Consider the following 18074-nt stretch of genomic DNA (forward strand, 5'->3'; position numbering starts at 1 on the left):
CGGGGGGCAACATGGCCAGGCGCCGCCGCCACGAAGAAGAACACGAGAACCACGAGCGCTGGCTGGTCTCGTACGCCGACTTCATCACGCTCTTGTTCGCCTTCTTCGTCGTGATGTACGCGATCTCGTCGGTCAACGAGGGCAAGTACCGCGTGCTGTCGACCGCCATCGTCGAGGCGTTCAACACCGGCGAGAAAATCACGGTCAACCCGACGCCGCCGACCGGCGGCGCCAACACGATGATCGCCGTACCGAACGCCAAACCGGTCGCCGAGGCGGTCAAGAGCCGCCCCAAGGTCACCACGCCCGAGCGGGGGCGCGAGCAGGCCAAGCTGGCGCAGCTGGCAAACGAGCTGATGAAGGTAATGGACCCGCTGATCCGCGGCGGCCAGGTGCGCGTCACGCAGAGCGCGCTCGGCGTCGCGATCGAGATCAAGGACAGCGCGCTGTTCCCGGTCGGCCAGGCCGCGCCGTCGGCGCAGTCGCGCCAGGTGTTGGCCGAGGTCGCGCGCGTGCTGTCCACCGTCGACAACCCGGTCCGCGTCGAAGGCTTCACCGACAACGTGCCGATCAAGAACCCGGTCTACCCGTCCAACTGGGAGCTGTCGGCGTCGCGCGCCGGCAGCGTCGTGCGTCTCTTCGTCGAGAGCGGCATCGCGCCGGACCGCCTCGTCGCGATCGGCCGCGCCGAGAACCTGCCGGTGGCCGACAACGCCAGCGACGACGGCCGCGCCAAGAACCGTCGTGTATCGATCACCGTCCTATCGGGCAACGGCGCCGAACCGCTGCCGCGCGACAGCGTGTCGGCCGCCCCCCCCGCAACCCAAAACGGAGTGAACCCATGACCACGCCGATCCAGCACGCCGCCCTCGAGCAACTGTTCCACAACGCCCGCACCTTCACCCACTGGCAACACCGCCCGGTGAGCGAAGAGACGCTGCACGAGCTGTTCGACCTGTTGAAGCTGGGTCCGACCAGTGCCAACTGCTCGCCGGCCCGCTTCGTTTTCGTCGCCTCGCCCGAAGCCAAGGCGCGCCTGAAGCCCTGCCTCGCCGAAGGCAATGTCGAGAAGACGATGAGTGCGCCGGCGACCGCGATCGTCGCGATGGACACGCGCTTCTACGAGCACCTGCCGCAGCTGTTCCCGCACACCGACGCGAGGAGCTGGTTCGAAGGCAACCAGCCGGTGATCGACGCGACCGCGTTCCGCAACAGCAGCCTGCAGGGCGGCTACCTGATCCTCGCCGCGCGCTCGCTCGGCCTCGACTGCGGCCCGATGTCGGGTTTCGACGCCGACAAGGTCAACGCGGAATTTTTCCCCGACGGCAGGTTCAAAGCTAATTTCCTCGTGAATATCGGCTACGGTGACGCCAGCACGCTGCGCGCGCGCTCGCCGCGCTTTGCCTTTGACGAAGCGTGCCGGATTCTGTAAGAACGCTCCGTCCGACCGGCAAGGTTGGCCGAGCCTGCAGCAGCAAAGGAAACCGTATGAACACCCTCGCCCGCACCCTCCTGGTCGGCACGATCGCCGCCGGCACCCTGCTGACCGGCTGCTCGACTTCCGACTCGGCGCAGGTTTATTCCAAGGGCCAGATGCGCCAGGCGCAAACGGTCGAGTTCGGCACCGTTGTCTCGGTCAACCCGGTGAAGATGGAAGGCCAAGGCAACGAACTGATCAACTTCGGCGGCGTCGCGCTGGGCGGACTGGCCGGCAGCACGATCGGTCACGGCCGCGGCTCTGCAGCCGGCGCGATCGTCGGCGCGATGGCCGGCGGCCTCGCCACCGGCGCCGCGCAGCGTTCGATCGGCACCAAGAACGCGTTCGAAGTCACCGTCCGCCTCGACCGCGGCCAGCGCATGATCTCGATCGTGCAGGAGGCCGACGTGGCGCTGCAGAACGGCCAGCGCGTCCGCGTACTGTCCGGCAACGGCAACGACCGCGTGCTGCCGATGTAAGGCGTACACTTGGCCGAGCTCGGCCAACTTCGCACGACACAGAACGGCCCGCCTTGATGGCGGGCCGTTTGCATTGCAGCGCTTCGGCTCAGCAGGCCGTTACGGCCCGATCGCGTCGAACGGCTGCCAGCGCCCGTCGATCAAGGCCTCGAGCGGCCGGTAAGCCGACTTGTACGACATCTTGCCGCACTGGCGTATCCAGTAGCCGAGGTAGACGTAACGCAAGCCCAGGCGCCGCGCCAGCTCGACCTGCCACATCACGTTGTAGACGCCGTAGCTCGTGCGCGGCTCGTCGGGCTCGTAGAAGGTGTAGACCGCAGACAAGCCGTCGGCGAGCCGGTCGATCAGGCTGACCATCTTCAGCACGCCCGCTTCGCGAAACTCGGCCAACCAGCTCTCGACGCCGCTCTTGAGGATGAACTCCGAATACTGGCCGGGGTCGTCGCCTGACATGCCGCCGCCGGTGTGCCGCGCCAGCTGGTAGCGCCGGTAAAGCGCATAGTGCTCTTCATGAAATTGCAGTGCCAACAGGCGCGCCTCGAGCGCATCGTGACGCGCGAACGCGCGCCTCTGGCTGCGGCTGGGCCGGAACGCGTCGACCGTCAAGCGCACCGGCACGCAGGCGCGACAGGTATCGCAGTACGGCCGGTAGACGTAGAGGCCGCTGCGCCGGAAACCCATGTTCACCAACTGGCCGTAGAGGGGGGCGTCGATGGCGTTGGCGGGAATCGCCACCTGCGAGCGCGCCTGGCGGCCGTCGAGGTAGCTGCACGGATACGGGGCCGTGGCATAGAAATGGATGGCGACCGCGTCGCCGGCGTCACGCTGGCTCATTGGAGTAGTGGTAATCCCACATCGAAGCGGGCTGCGGCAACGCGCACCCTTCTTTCAGCGTAGCAACAAAAACTTCGCGCGACACGAGCCCGGCGCCGAGACTCTCGAGGTGCCCGGTGTGCATCTGGCAGTCGATCATCCGCACGCCCATCGCCTGCAGATGGCGCACCGCGTGCACAAAGGCGATCTTCGACGCGTCGCGCGCCCGGCTGAACATCGACTCGCCATAGAACATGCGGCCGATCGCGACGCCGTACAGGCCGCCGGCGAGCTCACCGTCCATCCAGGTCTCGAAGCTGTGCGCGTGCCCGAGTTCATGCAGCCGGCAGTAGGCGTCGACCATCTCGGGCACGATCCAGGTTTCGCCGCCGGGCTCGCGCGGCGCGGCGCAGGCCTCGATCACGCGCCTGAAAGCGGTGTCGGCCGATACGCGGTAGGAAAGGTTGCGGAGTGTCTTGGCGAGGGAACGACTGACCTTCAGCCGCTCGGGATAGACCACCATACGCGGCGCGGGCGACCACCACAGGATGGGCTCGCCTCGTGCGTACCAGGGGAAAATGCCTTGCGAATAGGCGGCCAGCAGGCGCTCGGGGGACAGGTCGCCGCCGGCCGCAAGCAGACCATTGGGATCCTCGAGCGCCCGGGACAGCGGCGGGAACACCGGCTGGGAACCCAGCCACGCGATCATCGGCGGCGCTTGGGTCGGGTCTCGATGCACTCGGGGCATTCGCCGTACATATAGAGCGCGTGGTCGATGATATGGAAACCGTGCTGCTCGGCGATGCGTTCTTGCAGCGCCTCGATCTCCGGATCGAAGAACTCGACCACCTTGCCGCAACTGATGCAGACCATGTGGTCGTGGTGACCGCCCTCGTTCAGTTCGTACACGGCCTTGCCGGTCTCGAAATGGTGTCTGACCAGGATGCCGGCCTGCTCGAACTGAGTGAGCACGCGGTAGATGGTGGCCAAACCGATGTCGATATTTTCCGTCAACAGCTTCTTGTACACGTCCTCGGCGGACATGTGGCGGGTTTCGCTATGCTCGAACAGGTCGAGGATTTTCAGCCGCGGGCCGGTAGCCTTCAGGCCGATATCTTTGAGATGACTGGCTTTGTCCATCATGATATAAAGGCGGTGGTTTCCATAGGGCATGATAAAGGCTTTTGCCCGCTTTGCCCAACCAATCCCCGCTTCCAGAACCGACAAAGACCGCATGCGATCCCTGATTCTAGCCCTTTCGGTCGTGTTGACCGGCTGCTCCGCACTGAACCCGGCCGAATGGATTTCTCCCTACCAGCTGGACATCCCGCAGGGCAATACCGTCAGCGAAGAGTCGCTTGCCAGGATCAAGCCCGGCATGACTCGCTCGCAGGTGCGTTTCGTGCTCGGCACCCCGCTGCTGAACGACCCGTTCCACGCCGATCGCTGGGATTACGCCTTCCGCCTGGTGCGTGACGGCAAGCTGGCGGAAAACACCCGCCTGACGCTCCATTTCAACGGCGACACGCTGGCCAGGACCGAAACCTACGGCCTCGCCAAACCGCAGGCGGCGTCCGAACCGGCCGCCGTCGTCACCCCCGCCACCCAATAAGTCCAGACAAGCCATCGCCATGAGTGAACTGAACGTTGTCATCGTCGGTGCCGGCGGCCGCATGGGCCGCGCGCTGATCGAATCGGTCCTGAACACCCCGAACGCGCGCCTCCACGCCGCGATCGAGCGCGCCGGCAACCCGCTGATCGGCCAGGATGCCGGCCTTTTCGTCGGCCGCCAGACCGGCGTCGCGATCAGCGACGGCCTGAACGCCGCGCTCGAAGGCGCCGACGTGCTGATCGACTTCACCCGACCGGAAGCCACCCTCGCTTATCTGGACGCCTGCGTCGCGGCCAAGGTGAACATCATCATCGGCACCACCGGCTTCGACGATGCCGGCAAGGCCGCGATCGCCAAGGCGTCCGACGAGATCGGCATCGTGTTCGCACCCAACTTCAGCGTCGGCGTAAACCTGACCTTCAAGCTGCTCGACCTCGCTGCGCGCGTGCTGTCCGACGGTTACGACATCGAGATCGTCGAGGCGCACCACCGTCACAAGGTCGACGCACCGTCCGGCACCGCGCTGCGCATGGGCGAAGTCATCGCCGACGCGCTCGGCCGCGACCTGAAAACCTGCGCCGTCTACGGCCGCGAAGGCGTGACCGGCGAACGCGACCCGGGCACCATCGGCTTCGCCACCGTGCGTGCCGGCGATGTGGTCGGCGACCACACCGCGCTGTTCGCCGCCATCGGCGAGCGCGTCGAGATCACGCACAAGGCATCGAGCCGCGCCACCTTCGCCAATGGCGCCGTGCGCGCCGCGCGCTGGCTGAAAGACCAGCAGAACGGCAAGGTGTACGACATGCAGGACGTGCTGGGTCTGCGCTGATGCGCGCCACGCCATCGCGATCAGGGCGCCCAGGCGCCCTTTTTCCTTTGATGCGCGCCGCCCCCGGCCTCGCCCTGTGGCTGACCGCGCTCACGCTCGCCGCCCTGCTCTCCCTGCTGGTCGACGGCAGCGACGCCTCGGCCAACGTGCGCGCGCTGTTCGCGCTGCCCGGCCACGATGCGTGGCTGGCCGAACTGCTCCACACGCTGCGCCTGCCGCGCGTGCTCGCCGCGGCGGGCGCCGGCGCACTGCTGGCCACCGCCGGCGCGACGGTTCAGCTGCTGTTCCGCAACCCGCTCGCCGAGCCGGGCCTGATCGGCGTCTCCGGCGGCGCGGCACTCGCCGCCGCAATCGGGCTGAGCCTCGGCGCCGGCGCACTCACGCTGACCGGCTTCGCTTTTGTCGGCGGCCTCGGCGCACTGCTGCTCGCACGCCAGCTGTGCGGCCGCGACTTATCGGGCAGCCGGCTGATCCTCGCCGGCGTCGCGGTCAACTCGCTGACGGTCAGCCTGCTGACCCTGCTCATCGCCACGCTGCCCGACGGCCCGCTCAGAAGCGTCACCTTCTGGCTGATGGGCAGTTTCGCCGCCATGGACTGGCCGGGCGCTGCCGCGATGCTCGCGGCGATGCTGCCGGTGTGGCTGCTCCTGCGCCGTCAGGCCGACTTCCTGAACGCGCTGCAGTTCGGCGAAGCGGCCGCCTTCCACGTCGGCTTCGCCGTGTCGCGCCGGCTGCAATTGGCGGCGATGCTCGCGGCGCTGGCGACCGCGCTGGTCGTCTCGTCGGTCGGCATGATCGGTTTCGTCGGCCTGTTGGCACCGCACCTGGCAAGGCTGATCTCGGGCGGTGAAGCGCGCAGACTGATGACGCTGTCTCCCGTGCTCGGCGCACTGGTCGCCGTGCTCGCCGACTGGATATCGCGGCTGGTGCTGGCGCCGGCGGAACTGCCGGTCGGCGTCGTCACCAGCCTGATCGGCGCGCCGTTCTTCCTGTGGCTACTCAACAGAGGCCGCGACCATGCTGGAACTTGACGCGGTTGGCCGAGCCCTCGGACCGCGCCGCCTCGGGCCGGTGTCGCTGACCGTCGCACAGGGCGAAGTGCTGGCGCTACTCGGACCGAACGGTGCAGGCAAGAGTTCGCTGCTGCAACTGGCGACGGGCTTGGCACGGCCGGACCGTGGCGAAGTGCGGCTCGCCGGCCAAGCGATATCGCGCCTCTCGGCTGTCGAGCTGGCTTCGCGCCGGGCCGTGCTTGAGCAAGCCGCCCGACTCCCGGCGCGCTGCATCGTTCGCGAAGTGGTCGAAGGCGGTGCGTGCCGTCAGCACGGCGCCAACCCGCAAAGGTTGGCCGAGGTATTGCAGAGGACCGGGGTAGACAGGCTCGCCGACCGGCTGACCGACAAGCTGTCGGGCGGCGAAGCGCAGCGGGTGTTGCTCGCGCGCGCCTGGTACCAGTTGCTGTCGTCGAAGCAGGCCGAACGCTACCTGCTGCTCGACGAACCGACGGCCATGCTCGACATCGGCGCGGCCGACGCGTTGCTCGCCGACATCGCCAGCACGGCCCGCACGGAAAACATCGGCGTACTGGCGGTGGTGCACGACCTCAACCTTGCATTGCGCCACGCCGACCGGGTCGCGCTGATCAATAACGGCCAGTGCGTCGCTATCGGGCCGACCGCCGAAGTAATGCGCGCGGAACGGCTCGAAGCGGTCTATGGCGTCAGGTTGGCCGAGCTCGGCCACCCCGAGGAAGCCGACTGGCGCGCCTTCATCCCTTTGCGCGATTGAATCCTGAGCCCGCTCGAGCGACAGACCGACCCTTCCACAAAAAACGGCACCCCGCGGGGTGCCGTTTTTGTTTGCGATCAACCGTTTCTAAGCCATCGCCAGCACGTGTGAATCGACCTTGCACTCATACAGATGGTGGACCTCACCGTCCTCGTCGACGCTCTCGAGCCGCACGTTGAAGCCCCACAGCCGCGCTACATGCTTGAGCACCTCGTTCGCGCTGGCTGCTTCGAGCGGACGACGGTGGTGCATGACATGGCGCAGCGTCAGGCTGCGATCGCCACGCATGTTCACCGACCACACCTGGATGTTCGGTTCGCGAGAGCCGAGGTTGTACTGTTCGGCCAGATGCGAGCGCACCTCGCGGTAGCCCGACTCGTCGTGAATCGCCTCGACCAGCAGCTTGTCTTCCTGATCGTCGTCACGGATCGCAAAGAGGCGGAAGTCGCGAATCAGCTTCGGCGACAGGTACTGCGAGATGAAACTCTCATCCTTGAAGTTCTTCATCGCGAACTCGAGCACCTCGCGCCACGGCGCACCGGCGATGTCGGGGAACCAGTCGCGATCCTCGGCCGTCGGGTGTTCGCAGATGCGGCGGATGTCCTGGTACATCCCGAAACCGAGCGCGTACACGTTGATGCCGCGATACCACGGCGCGGTCACCGGCGGTTGGTAGACGACGTTGGTGTGGCTTTGCAGGAATTCCATCATGAAGCCATCGGTCACCAGACCCTTGTCGTACAAGCGGTTGAGGATGGTGTAGTGCCAGAACGTGGCCCAACCCTCGTTCATCACCTGGGTCTGGCGCTGCGGGTAAAAGTACTGCGCGACCTTGCGCACGATGCGCACCAGTTCGCGCTGCCACGGCTCGAGCAGCTGAGCCGATTTCTCGAAGAAGTACAGCAGGTTTTCCTGCGGTTCGGATGGAAAACGCGGCGCCGCATGGCCGGAGCCGTCCTTGCCGCGCTTCGGGATGGTGCGCCACAGATCGTTCACCTGCAGTTGCAGATACTGTTCGCGCTCGGCCTGGCGCGCCTGCTCCTTCGCCATAGACAGCTTCTGCGGGCGTTTGTAGCGGTCGACGCCGTAGTTCATCAATGCGTGGCAGGAATCGAGGATCTGCTCGACTGCATCGACGCCGTGCCGCTCCTCGCACTGCGAGATGTATTTCTTGGCGAACACCAGGTAGTCGATGATCGCCGACGCGTCGGTCCACGATCGGAACAGGTAGTTGCCCTTGAAAAAGCTGTTGTGACCGTAGGCGGCATGGGCAGTCACCAACGCCTGCATCGTCATGGAGTTTTCTTCCATCAGGTAGGCGATGCAAGGGTTGGAGTTGATCACGATTTCGTAGGCGAGCCCCATCTGGCCGCGCTTGTAGCTCTTCTCGGTCGCGACGAAGTGCTTGCCGAACGACCAGTGATGGTAGTTGACCGGCATGCCGACCGACGAATAGGCGTCCATCATCTGTTCGGCGGTGATCACCTCGAGCTGGATCGGGTAAACGTCGAGTTTGAACTCGTCGACGGCAATCTCGCGGATCGCATGGTTGTAACGCTCGACCAGATCGAAGGTCCATTCAGACCCGGTGGAAATAGGCGTTTTCATGGGCGCACCCCTAACGCGCGGCGGCGTGGTTAGGCTGACGTTTGAACAGTTCGCGGAACACCGGGTAGATATCGGCCGCCGAGTGGATGCGTTGCATCGCAAAGTGCGGGTGCGATGGCTGAAGTTTCAGATACTCGTACCAAAGGTTCTGCGGCTCGCCCTCGGTGATCTCGATGTAGGCGAAGTAGCGGGAGACCGGCAGCAGGAAGTCATCGAGCACGCGCGCGCAGTTGACCGAATCGCTGTCCCAGTTGTCGCCGTCGGACGCCTGCGCCGCATAGATGTTCCACTCGGCCGGGTTGTAGCGCTTGGAGACAACTTCCTTCATCAGGTTCAGCGCCGACGACACCACCGTGCCGCCGGACTCGCGCGAGTGGAAGAAGTCGTGCTCGTTCACCTCGACCGCGCTGGTATGGTGACGGATGAAAACCACCTCGATCTTCTCGTAGTTCCGCTCGAGAAAGAGGTAGAGCAGGATGAAGAAACGCTTGGCCATGTCCTTCTTGGCCTCGTCCATCGAGCCGGAAACGTCCATGATGCAGAACATCACCGCTTTACTGGTCGGCTTCATCTCCTTGACGCGGTTGTTGTAGCGCAGGTCGAACGGGTCGATGAAGGGAATGTGGCTGAGGCGCTCGCGCAAGGCGTGGATGTTGCGGCGTTTCTCGCGAACCTCGATATCGTTGTCCTCGTCGGATTCGAGCAGCGTGTCGAGCTCTTCCTCGGCTTCGGACAACTGGCTGAGCGTCGGGGCCGACACCGCCACGCGACGCGCCAGCGCGCCGCGCAGCGAACGCACGACGTTGATATTGGTCGGCGTACCGTCGCTGGTAAAGCCGGCGCGCACCGTTTTCCACTCTTCTAGGCCGATCAGCTGGTTTTTCACCAGATTGGGCAACTCTAGGTCGTCGAAGAACACGCTCATGAATTCTTCGCGCGACAATTCGAAGACGAAGTCGTCCTCGCCTTCGCCGTCGTTGCTCGCCTTGCCGCCGCCACCGCCTCCACCCTGTGGTCGGTTGATCTTGTCCCCTTTGATGAACTCCTCGTTGCCGGGGTGCACGTAGTCCCACACTCCGCCCTGGCCGTGGTGGAACACCGGTTCTGAGATGTCCTTCACCGGGATCGATACCTTCTCGCCACTCTCAAGATCGGTAATGCTCCGCCCCTTGATCGCCTTGGTGACGGCCTCTTTGATTTGGCTCTTGAAACGGCGCAAGAACCGTTCGCGGTTGACCGCGGACTTGTTCTTGCCGTTCAGACGCCTGTCTATGATGTGGGCCATGTCTCGCTCCGTGGACATAAGGTGAGGGCCGGGGCGACCGTTGCCGCCCCGGCCTCACGTCATCACGACGACTTGCGTACTCGCAGATACCATTCGCACAGGAGCCGCACCTGCTTGGCGGTATACCCTTTCTCCACCATGCGGTTGACGAAGTCCTCGTGCTTCTTGGCGTCTTCGGCGCTCGCCTTGGCATTAAACGAGATAACCGGCAGCAACTCCTCGGTATTCGAGAACATTTTCTTCTCGATCACCGTGCGCAGCTTCTCATAGCTGGTCCAGGTCGGATTCTTGCCGCCGTTGTTGGCCCTCGCCCGCAGTACGAAGTTGACGATCTCGTTGCGGAAGTCTTTTGGATTGGAAATGCCTGCCGGTTTCTCGATCTTTTCTAGTTCGTTGTTCAAGGAGTTGCGATCGAATATCTCGCCGGTGTCCTGGTCTCGGTACTCCTGGTCCTGAATCCAGTAGTCGGCGAAGGTCACATAACGGTCGAAGATGTTCTGGCCGTATTCGCTGTAGCTTTCGAGGTAGGCGGTCTGGATTTCCTTACCGATGAACTCGACGTACTTCGGTGCGAGGTACTCCTTGATGAAGGTCAGGTACTTCTGCTCGGTTTCGCCGGGGAACTGCTCGCGTTCGACCTGTTGCTCGAGCACGTACAAGAGATGCACCGGGTTGGCCGCGATCTCGCTGTGGTCGAAGTTGAACACGCGCGACAGTATCTTGTAGGCGAACCGGGTGGAAAGGCCGCTCATCCCCTCGTCCACTCCGGCGAAGTCGCGGTATTCCTGGATCGACTTCGCTTTCGGATCGGTGTCCTTGAGGTTCTCGCCGTCGTACACCTGCATCTTGCTGTACAGGCTGGAGTTTTCCGGCTCTTTGATCCGCGAGAGTGCGGCGAACTGCGCCATCATCTTCAACGTTCCCGGCGCGCACGGCGAATTCGCGAGCGAGGAGTTGCGGATCAACTTGTCGTAGATCTTCACCTCATCGGTCACGCGCAGGCAGTACGGTACCTTGACGATGAAAATACGGTCGAGGAAGGCCTCGTTGTTCTTGTTGTTCTTGAACTGCTTCCATTCCGACTCGTTCGAGTGCGCGAGGATGATGCCGTCGAACGGGATCGCACCGAAGCCTTCGGTCCCCTTGAAGTTGCCTTCCTGGGTCGCGGTCAACAGTGGGTGCAAGACCTTGATCGGCGCCTTGAACATCTCGACGAATTCGAGCAGGCCCTGGTTTGCCAAGCACAGGCCACCGGAATAGCTGTAGGCGTCCGTATCGTCCTGCGCGTATTTCTCGAGCTTGCGGATGTCGACCTTGCCGACCAGCGAGCTGATGTCCTGATTGTTCTCGTCGCCCGGCTCGGTTTTCGACACGGCGATCTGCTTGAGCACCGACGGGTAACGCCTCACCACGCGGAACTGGCTGATGTCGCCGTTGAACTCGTTGAGCCGTTTCACCGCCCACGGGCTCGGGATGGCTCGCAGATAGCGGCGTGGGATGCCGTACTCCTCCTCGAGGATCGGACCGTCTTCGTCGTAGTTGAACAGGCCGAGCGGCGACTCGTTCAACGGGCTGCCCTTTAGGCAGTAGAACGGCACGCGCTCCATCAGCTCCTTGAGCTTCTCGGCTATCGACGATTTGCCGCCGCCCACCGGGCCCAGGAGGTAGAGGATTTGTTTTTTCTCCTCCAAGCCTTGCGCGGCGTGGCGGAAGTACGCGACGACCTGCTCGATCACCTCTTCGGTGCCGTAGAAGTCGCGGAAGGCCGGGTAGATTTTCACGACCTTGTTGGAGAAGATGCGCGACAGCCTCGGGTCGTGGCGGGTATCGACCAATTCCGGCTCGCCGATTGCCATCAGCATGCGCTCGGCGGCGGACGCGTAGGCGGAAGGGTCGTTCTTGCAGAGGTCCAGGTACTCCTGGACGGTGTATTCCTCTTCCCGCGTACGATCGTAGCGGGTGGCATAGTGACCGAAAATATCCGGGTACATGGCTCACTCCTTCGCTCTGTCGGGGGGGGAGCTCGCGTAAAGCGCCATGCGTCCCACTACCCCCTTGTTGGATTAGAGTTTGGCTTACCGATGACGGTTCGCTCGTGTTTTGTTGCTTTGTTTTGGGTATAGCACAGCGTCACGGTGGTCCACCGGCAATTGCAATGGCAATTCAAAAAGCACGACACAATGCCGTCAGGGCAAGGGAGAGGCGTCAGGATTTTCTTTTGACGATCCGTACACCGATGTCGTAGAGCCGTCCGGGATCGACTTCCTGGCAGCGGCAGACTTCGGCTTCAACGATAAAGGGCTTGGCGGGGATGTTGCCGACCGGTGGCACGCGCAGCGTGACCTCGAGCCGTTCGGCGTATCGGGGGACGAAGGAGGTGCGAATGGCGATGCCGTCGACCGAGAGGTCGATGCATTCGCCGTAATGGACGTCGCCGGTTAGCAGCGACTTGATGCGCGCCCGGCAGCCCATCGGCAGCCGGCGCGCGCGCCGGCGTTCGGAGCGCGCGTCAAACGGGCACACCGGGAAGCATCCCGTTCTGGTGGGCGGCGAGCCAGTGCAGGCCGACGATGGACTTGCTGTCGCAGACTTCGCCGCTCAGCGCCATCGCCTGCACCTTCTTTAGAGGCACCACAAGCACTTCAAGAAACTCGCCGTCGTCGAGCGCGCGCTCCTGCTGCGTCAGCCCTGTGGCGAGAAAATAGTGGATCGCCTCGTCGGCGTAGCCGATGCACGGGAAGGCGGTACCGAGAAAGCGCCACCTGCGTGCGGTGTAGCCGGTTTCTTCAAGCAACTCGCGTTTTGCCGTGACCTCGGGCGCCTCGCCCGCATCGCGCTTGCCAGCCGGAATCTCGAGAAACTCGCGACGCAGCGGATAGCGGTACTGGCGCTCCATCACCAGTTCGTCTGCGTCGGTCAGCGCGAGCACCGCGACGGCACCGGGGTGCTCGACGTATTCGCGCGTCGCTTCTTTGCCGTCGGGCAGGCGCACGCGGTCGCGGCGCAACGTGATGAAGCCGCCTTCTAAGATCACTTCGCTACTGAGTTCTTGTTCGGTCAATTCCACGTTCTTGCTTCCGTTTCTTCCACGCATGTAGCAGATATAGACGCCAAAGCCCTCGCACAGCGACGTAGCCGATAACGCCCAAAGTGACGCCCAGCGCCGGCACACCGACCAGGAGCGGCAGGCCGAGCTGGCCGAACCACGCCGCCCATTCCGAACACCACACCCACACACCCTGATTATTCCATTCGGGTTGGACGATCATTGTACCGGCATGACCGTCGCCGAGTAAAAGCTGACCGTAGCGGAAAGCGAGAAAATACAGCGGCAGGTAGGTGAAAGGGTTGGTATAGAGCGTGGTGGCGAGCGCCACCGGCAGGTTGATGCGTAAAGCCAGCGCCAAGAGCGCGGCGGTCAGCATCTGCGTCGGGCCCGGCATCAGCCCCGAGAACAGGCCGACGGCGACCGCGAGCGCGACCTTGCGGCGGTTGAATGCCCAGTAGGCGGGCTGGTCGAGCCACGGCGCAAGCGGCCTCAGCCAGCGGTTGGCGAACAGCGCGTGGCGGTTGGGCAGGAAGCGGTGCAGGTGGCGGCGCGGCGACATGGCATCCGGTATGTGAAGGTTGGCCGAGTCTTATCGACCGGGCTCGGCCAAGCTTGGTTCAGGCTTGCGGCGGGCTTATTCCTTGCCGCAGCACTGCTTGTACTTCTTCCCGCTGCCGCACGGGCACGGGTCGTTGCGGCCGACCTTGGCCGCGTCGCGGCGCGCGGTCTTCGGCGCGTTGGACTTGGCGCGCCAGTAGCCGTAGACGGCGAGCACCGCCTCGGGCAGTTCGTCCTTGAAGTCGTCGAGTTCGTCGGCGGTGAATTCGACCAGCGGCTCGCCCTCTTCCTGATCGAAGATGCCACCCAGCGCCATCAGCGGGTAGAGCAGATCCTCGAAGCCTTCGTCGTCGGCCGCCTCGAACCAGTCGGTCGGCACCACGTCAAGCGCGTACAGGTAGGCGTTGCACCACGGCCAGTAGTCGGCCTCGTCGCCGTCTTCCGCGGCGTAGAGGACCAGCTCGGGGACCTCGCCCGAGGCCAGCGCGTCGGCGGTCGCGGCGTAGAGTTTCTCTAGCAGCGCGACGATCTCGGCGCGCGCGTCGCCCGATTCGAACGCCGGCGATTCGCCGAGCACGTCGTCGAGCCAGTCAGCGGATTCGAGGCGGTCCGGGCCGCTGGCGATCGCGGCGAAGAAACCCTGTACCTCGTCGAGGCGCATGGTGTCGCTGGTGGCCGCCAGCGGGGCGAGCAGCCCCTCCAGGCGGGTGAATTCGGCTTCGGTAAGGGCGGTGGCGCTCATGGGGATTCCTTCGAAAGATGATGCTTGCGCGCGCATTGTAGCGAAATGCCGGCGCCACTGCGCGCGATCCGGCATTTGACCTTGGCGCACTTGTCATACAGAACTGAGGTAGGGGCCGCGCGCGGCGCATCGCCAAGACGCGCGAACAAAAGACCCCGCACAACAGGTGCCACGGACGGCAAGGAGACAGCCATGTTCCACCAGCCCGACTTCATCCAGGACGACACGCTCGCCGCCTTGCGCGACAGCGTGCACACGTTCGCCGCGCGCGAGATCGCGCCGCGCGCGGCCGCCATCGACCACGACAACCTGTTCCCCGCCGATCTGTGGCGCAAATTCGGCGATCTGGGCGTGCTCGGCATCACGGCCGACGAGGAATACGGCGGCCTCGGCCTCGGCTATCTCGCACACATGATCGCGATGGAGGAAATCAGCCGCGCGAGCGCATCGGTCGCGCTGTCCTACGGCGCTCACTCGAACCTGTGCGTGAACCAGATCCGCCGCTGCGGCACGGCCGCGCAGAAAAAACGCTACTTGCCGAGACTGATCAGCGGCGACTGGATCGGCGCGCTGGCGATGAGCGAGCCTAACGCCGGCTCCGACGTAATCGGCATGAGGCTGCACGCCGACAAGCACCCGGATGGCTGGAGGCTCAACGGCAGCAAGATGTGGATCACCAACGGCGGCGACGCCGACGTGCTGGTCGTCTACGCCAAGACCAATCCGGCGGCCGGTGCGCGGGGCATCACCGCTTTCCTGGTCGAGAAAGACTTTGCCGGCCTTTCCGCCGGCAGCAAGCTCGACAAGCTCGGCATGCGGGGGTCTAACACCTACCCGCTGTTCTTCGACGACTGCGTCGTGCCGGCCGACAACGTGCTCGGCCAGGTCGGCGGCGGCGCCGAGGTGCTGATGAGCGGGCTCGACTACGAGCGCGCGGTACTGGCGGCGGGGCCGCTCGGCATCATGCAGGCCTGTCTCGACGTCGCCCTGCCCTACCTTGCGACGCGCGAACAGTTCGGCCAGGCCATCGGCGACTTCCAGCTGATGCAGGGCAAGCTGGCCGACATGTACGTCACGCTGTCGGCGAGCCGCGCCTATGTTTATTCAGTTGGCCGAGCGCTTGACGCTGGCGTGTCCGGCCGAGCGATCCGCAAGGACGCCGCCGGCGTCATCCTGTACGCGGCCGAGAATGCGACCAAGATGGCGCTCGAAGCGATCCAGTGCCTCGGCGGCAACGGCTACATCAACGAGTTTCCGACCGGCCGGCTGTTGCGCGACGCCAAGCTGTACGAGATCGGCGCCGGCACCAGCGAGATCCGCCGCTGGCTGATCGGCCGCGAGCTGATGGCGGGAGAAAGCTGACATGGCGATCATCGCGACGCGTTACAAACCTGAGCGTCCGGAAACCTCGGCCAACCTCACCCGGATGAAGGCGCTGGTCGACGAGGTGAATCAGCAAGTCGCCGCCGCGGCCGAGGGCGGCGGCGCGGCGGCGCGCGACAAGCATCAATCGCGCGGCAAGCTGTTGCCGCGCGAACGCGTGCGGCGGCTGATCGACGCGGACACACCGTTTCTCGAACTCTCGCCGCTCGCCGCGCATCATTTGTACGACGAGCAGGCGCCGGGCGCCGGGCTGATCACCGGCATCGGCAAGGTTTCGGACGTCGACTGCGTGATCGTCGCCAACGACGCGACCGTCAAGGGTGGCTCCTACTACCCGATCACCGTCAAGAAGCACCTGAGGGCGCAGGAGATCGCGCGCGAGAACCGCCTGCCCTGCCTGTACCTGGTCGACTCGGGCGGCGCCTACCTTCCGCTGCAGGACGAGGTCTTCCCCGACCGCGACCACTTCGGCCGCATCTTCTACAACCAGGCGACCTTGTCTTCGGAAGGCATCCCGCAGATCGCGCTGGTAATGGGCAGCTGCACCGCCGGCGGCGCCTACGTGCCGGCGATGAGCGACGAGGCCGTCATCGTCAAGCACCAGGGCACGATCTTCCTCGGCGGCCCGCCGCTGGTACGCGCGGCGACCGGCGAAATCGTGACGGCGGAAGAACTGGGTGGCGCCGACGTGCACACGCGGCTATCGGGCGTGGCGGACCACCTGGCCGACGACGACGCGCACGCGATAGACATCGCCCGCGCACGCGTCGCCGCGCTCAACTGGCAGAAGCTCGGCCGGCTCGACCGCGCCGAGCCCAAGCCGCCGCGCTACCCGGCCGACGAGCTGTACGGGCTGATGCCGGTCGACGCGCGCCGCCAGCTCGACTGCCGCGAGATCATCGCGCGGCTCGCAGACGACTCGGACTTCGACGAATTCAAGGCGCTGTACGGCACGACGCTCGTCACCGGCTTCGCACGCCTCGACGGCTGGCGCGTCGGCATCGTCGCCAACAACGGCATCCTGTTTTCCGAGTCGGCTCTGAAGGGCGCGCACTTCATCGAACTGTGCTGCCAGCGCGGCATTCCCTTGATCTTCCTGCAGAACATCACCGGCTTCATGGTCGGCAAGAAGGTCGAACAGGGCGGCATCGCCAAGGACGGTGCCAAGCTGGTAACGGCGGTCGCGTGCGCGCAGGTGCCGAAGTTCACCGTGATCGTCGGCGGCAGCTTCGGCGCCGGCAACTACGGCATGTGTGGCCGCGCGTTCGGCCCGCGTTTCCTGTGGATGTGGCCGAACGCTCGCATCTCGGTAATGGGCGGCGAGCAGGCGGCGCGGGTGCTATCACAGGTCAAGCGCGACCAGCTTTCGGGGGCGTGGAGCGACGAAGATACCGCCGCGTTCGAGGCGCCGATCCGCGACCAGTACGAACGGCAGGGCCACCCGTTCTACGCGACCGCGCGGCTGTGGGACGACGGCATCCTCGACCCGGCGAAGACGCGCGACACGCTCGCGCACGCGATCGCGGTGTCGCTGAACGCGCCGATCGCGCAAACGCGCTTCGGCGTGTTCCGCATGTAGCTCGGCCAACCTTTAAGAATGAGGAGAAGAACGATGAACACCGTCATCGAAGTGAACGCCGCACCGCCGCTGGCGACGCTGTGGCTGAACCGGCCGGAAAAACACAACGCCTTCGACGACCACCTGATCGCGGCGCTCGATGAAGCGCTCGGCGACCTGGCCGAGCGTCCCGAGGTCAAGGTGTTGATGCTCGCCGGACGCGGCCCGAGCTTCTGCGCCGGCGGCGACCTCGCGTGGATGCAGAGGAGCGTCGCCTATACCGAAGAAGAAAACCTCTCCGACGCGCGCGCGCTCGCCCAGATGATGCACAAACTCTACCGCTTTCCGAAGCCGGTGATCGGCCTTGCGCACGGCGCGGTCTACGGCGGCGGCGTGGGGCTCATCGCCTGCTGCGACGTGGCGGTCGCGAGCCAGACCGCGCGCTTTTGCCTGTCCGAGACGCGGCTCGGGCTGATCCCGTCTGTGATCGCGCCCTACGTGCTCGAGAAGATCGGCTCGTCGGCGGCGCGCCGCTACTTTCTCGGCGCCGAGGCGTTCTCGGCCGGCGTCGCGCAGGAGATCGGCCTCGTTCACGAGGTGGTCGACGAGCTAGAGGTGGAAGAGACCGCGATAAGGTTGGCCGAGCTTTTCGCTCGCAACGGCCCGGCGGCGATGCGCGAGGCGAAGGCGCTGATCCGCGACGCGGCCAACCAGCCTATCGACGACGCCTTGCGCGAGGACACCGCGCGGCGCATCGCGCGCATCCGGGTCGGCGAAGAGGGCCAGGAAGGTCTTGCGGCCTTTCTCGAAAAACGCGCGCCGCGCTGGCGGTAAATCGGCCAACGTCGAGATTGGCCGAGCACCGACGCCCTACAGCGCCGGCAGCAGCGCCA

Annotated in this window: 20 protein-coding genes; 10 read left to right on the forward strand and 10 right to left on the reverse strand. The window is 64.9% G+C overall.

Features of this window, described 5'->3' with window-relative positions:
• The first annotated feature begins 11 nt into the window (after window positions 1–11).
• Genes motD through DWG20_RS14070 form a run of 3 tightly spaced genes read left to right on the forward strand, consistent with a single transcriptional unit; the run spans window position 12 to window position 1956 of the window.
• Window positions 12–845 (forward strand): flagellar motor protein MotD, encoded by an 834-nt coding sequence (gene motD, locus DWG20_RS14060; protein WP_115434391.1) that lies wholly within the window; start codon window positions 12–14, stop codon window positions 843–845.
• On the forward strand, window positions 842–1432 hold the full coding sequence (locus tag DWG20_RS14065) for a malonic semialdehyde reductase (protein ID WP_115434392.1): 591 nt from the start codon (window positions 842–844) through the stop codon (window positions 1430–1432). The genes motD and DWG20_RS14065 overlap by 4 nt, the downstream gene beginning before the upstream one ends.
• A 56-nt stretch (window positions 1433–1488) precedes the next feature.
• Window positions 1489–1956, forward strand: a complete 468-nt coding sequence (locus tag DWG20_RS14070) for an outer membrane lipoprotein (RefSeq protein WP_115434393.1) — start codon at window positions 1489–1491, stop codon at window positions 1954–1956.
• Between the two features lie 99 nt (window positions 1957–2055).
• Here the strand turns inward: DWG20_RS14070 and DWG20_RS14075 are convergent, their stop codons facing one another.
• Genes DWG20_RS14075 through fur form a run of 3 tightly spaced genes read right to left on the reverse strand, consistent with a single transcriptional unit; the run spans window position 2056 to window position 3909 of the window.
• On the reverse strand, window positions 2056–2790 hold the full coding sequence (locus DWG20_RS14075) for an arginyltransferase (protein WP_115434394.1): 735 nt from the start codon (window positions 2788–2790) through the stop codon (window positions 2056–2058).
• Complete coding sequence (aat, locus tag DWG20_RS14080; protein WP_115434395.1) at window positions 2777–3478, reverse strand: leucyl/phenylalanyl-tRNA--protein transferase; 702 nt, start codon at window positions 3476–3478, stop codon at window positions 2777–2779. Before aat ends, DWG20_RS14075 begins: the two co-directional genes overlap by 14 nt.
• A complete protein-coding gene (gene fur / locus DWG20_RS14085) occupies window positions 3475–3909 on the reverse strand; it encodes a ferric iron uptake transcriptional regulator (RefSeq protein ID WP_181881021.1) in 435 nt (144 codons plus the stop codon). Before fur ends, aat begins: the two co-directional genes overlap by 4 nt.
• A gap of 94 nt (window positions 3910–4003) precedes the next feature.
• Here fur and DWG20_RS14090 point away from each other — a divergent pair, with 94 nt between their 5' ends.
• From DWG20_RS14090 to DWG20_RS14105, 4 genes are read left to right on the forward strand one after another with little or no spacing between them, the layout of a single operon-like run.
• Entirely contained in the window at window positions 4004–4381 is a 378-nt protein-coding gene (locus tag DWG20_RS14090) for an outer membrane protein assembly factor BamE (RefSeq protein ID WP_115434397.1), read from the forward strand.
• Window positions 4382–4400: 19 nt separating this feature from the next.
• A complete protein-coding gene (gene dapB / locus DWG20_RS14095) occupies window positions 4401–5210 on the forward strand; it encodes a 4-hydroxy-tetrahydrodipicolinate reductase (protein WP_115434398.1) in 810 nt (269 codons plus the stop codon).
• A 50-nt stretch (window positions 5211–5260) separates the two neighbouring features.
• A complete protein-coding gene (locus DWG20_RS14100) occupies window positions 5261–6241 on the forward strand; it encodes a FecCD family ABC transporter permease (protein ID WP_181880931.1) in 981 nt (326 codons plus the stop codon).
• On the forward strand, window positions 6228–6998 hold the full coding sequence (locus DWG20_RS14105; RefSeq protein WP_115434400.1) for an ATP-binding cassette domain-containing protein: 771 nt from the start codon (window positions 6228–6230) through the stop codon (window positions 6996–6998). The genes DWG20_RS14100 and DWG20_RS14105 overlap by 14 nt, the downstream gene beginning before the upstream one ends.
• Window positions 6999–7085: 87 nt before the next feature.
• On the opposite strand, the gene DWG20_RS14110 is transcribed toward DWG20_RS14105, so the two are convergent.
• The 7 genes from DWG20_RS14110 to DWG20_RS14140 form a co-directional block, all read right to left on the reverse strand.
• Window positions 7086–8606 carry a SpoVR family protein gene (locus DWG20_RS14110; protein WP_115434401.1) on the reverse strand — a complete coding sequence of 507 codons (1521 nt, stop codon included), beginning with the start codon at window positions 8604–8606 and terminating at the stop codon, window positions 7086–7088.
• A 10-nt stretch (window positions 8607–8616) separates the two neighbouring features.
• Window positions 8617–9891, reverse strand: a complete 1275-nt coding sequence (locus DWG20_RS14115; protein ID WP_115434402.1) for a YeaH/YhbH family protein — start codon at window positions 9889–9891, stop codon at window positions 8617–8619.
• Between the two features lie 62 nt (window positions 9892–9953).
• Window positions 9954–11882: a PrkA family serine protein kinase gene (locus DWG20_RS14120; protein ID WP_115434403.1), complete on the reverse strand. Its 1929-nt coding sequence runs from the start codon at window positions 11880–11882 to the stop codon at window positions 9954–9956.
• Window positions 11883–12096: 214 nt separating this feature from the next.
• Window positions 12097–12414: a PilZ domain-containing protein gene (locus DWG20_RS14125; protein ID WP_240674242.1), complete on the reverse strand. Its 318-nt coding sequence runs from the start codon at window positions 12412–12414 to the stop codon at window positions 12097–12099.
• Window positions 12401–12958 carry an NUDIX domain-containing protein gene (locus DWG20_RS14130; RefSeq protein ID WP_115434404.1) on the reverse strand — a complete coding sequence of 186 codons (558 nt, stop codon included), beginning with the start codon at window positions 12956–12958 and terminating at the stop codon, window positions 12401–12403. The genes DWG20_RS14125 and DWG20_RS14130 overlap by 14 nt, the downstream gene beginning before the upstream one ends.
• The gene (locus tag DWG20_RS14135; RefSeq protein WP_115434405.1) at window positions 12930–13499 is read right to left on the reverse strand and encodes a DUF2062 domain-containing protein; all 570 of its coding nucleotides are present in this window, start codon (window positions 13497–13499) and stop codon (window positions 12930–12932) included. Before DWG20_RS14135 ends, DWG20_RS14130 begins: the two co-directional genes overlap by 29 nt.
• Window positions 13500–13574: 75 nt before the next feature.
• Window positions 13575–14240, reverse strand: a complete 666-nt coding sequence (locus DWG20_RS14140; protein WP_115434406.1) for a YecA family protein — start codon at window positions 14238–14240, stop codon at window positions 13575–13577.
• Between the two features lie 192 nt (window positions 14241–14432).
• On the opposite strand from DWG20_RS14140, the gene DWG20_RS14145 reads away from it, so the two are divergent.
• From DWG20_RS14145 to DWG20_RS14155, 3 genes are read left to right on the forward strand one after another with little or no spacing between them, the layout of a single operon-like run.
• Window positions 14433–15602, forward strand: coding sequence for an isovaleryl-CoA dehydrogenase (locus DWG20_RS14145; RefSeq protein ID WP_115434407.1), 1170 nt, complete (start codon window positions 14433–14435; stop codon window positions 15600–15602).
• A 1-nt stretch (window position 15603) separates the two neighbouring features.
• Window positions 15604–17202, forward strand: a complete 1599-nt coding sequence (locus DWG20_RS14150) for a carboxyl transferase domain-containing protein (RefSeq protein WP_115434408.1) — start codon at window positions 15604–15606, stop codon at window positions 17200–17202.
• A gap of 33 nt (window positions 17203–17235) precedes the next feature.
• Window positions 17236–18015 (forward strand): enoyl-CoA hydratase-related protein, encoded by a 780-nt coding sequence (locus DWG20_RS14155; protein WP_115434409.1) that lies wholly within the window; start codon window positions 17236–17238, stop codon window positions 18013–18015.
• The last annotated feature ends 59 nt before the right edge of the window (window positions 18016–18074 follow it).

The organism is Crenobacter cavernae (genome assembly GCF_003355495.1).
Taxonomy (GTDB): domain Bacteria; phylum Pseudomonadota; class Gammaproteobacteria; order Burkholderiales; family Chromobacteriaceae; genus Crenobacter; species Crenobacter cavernae.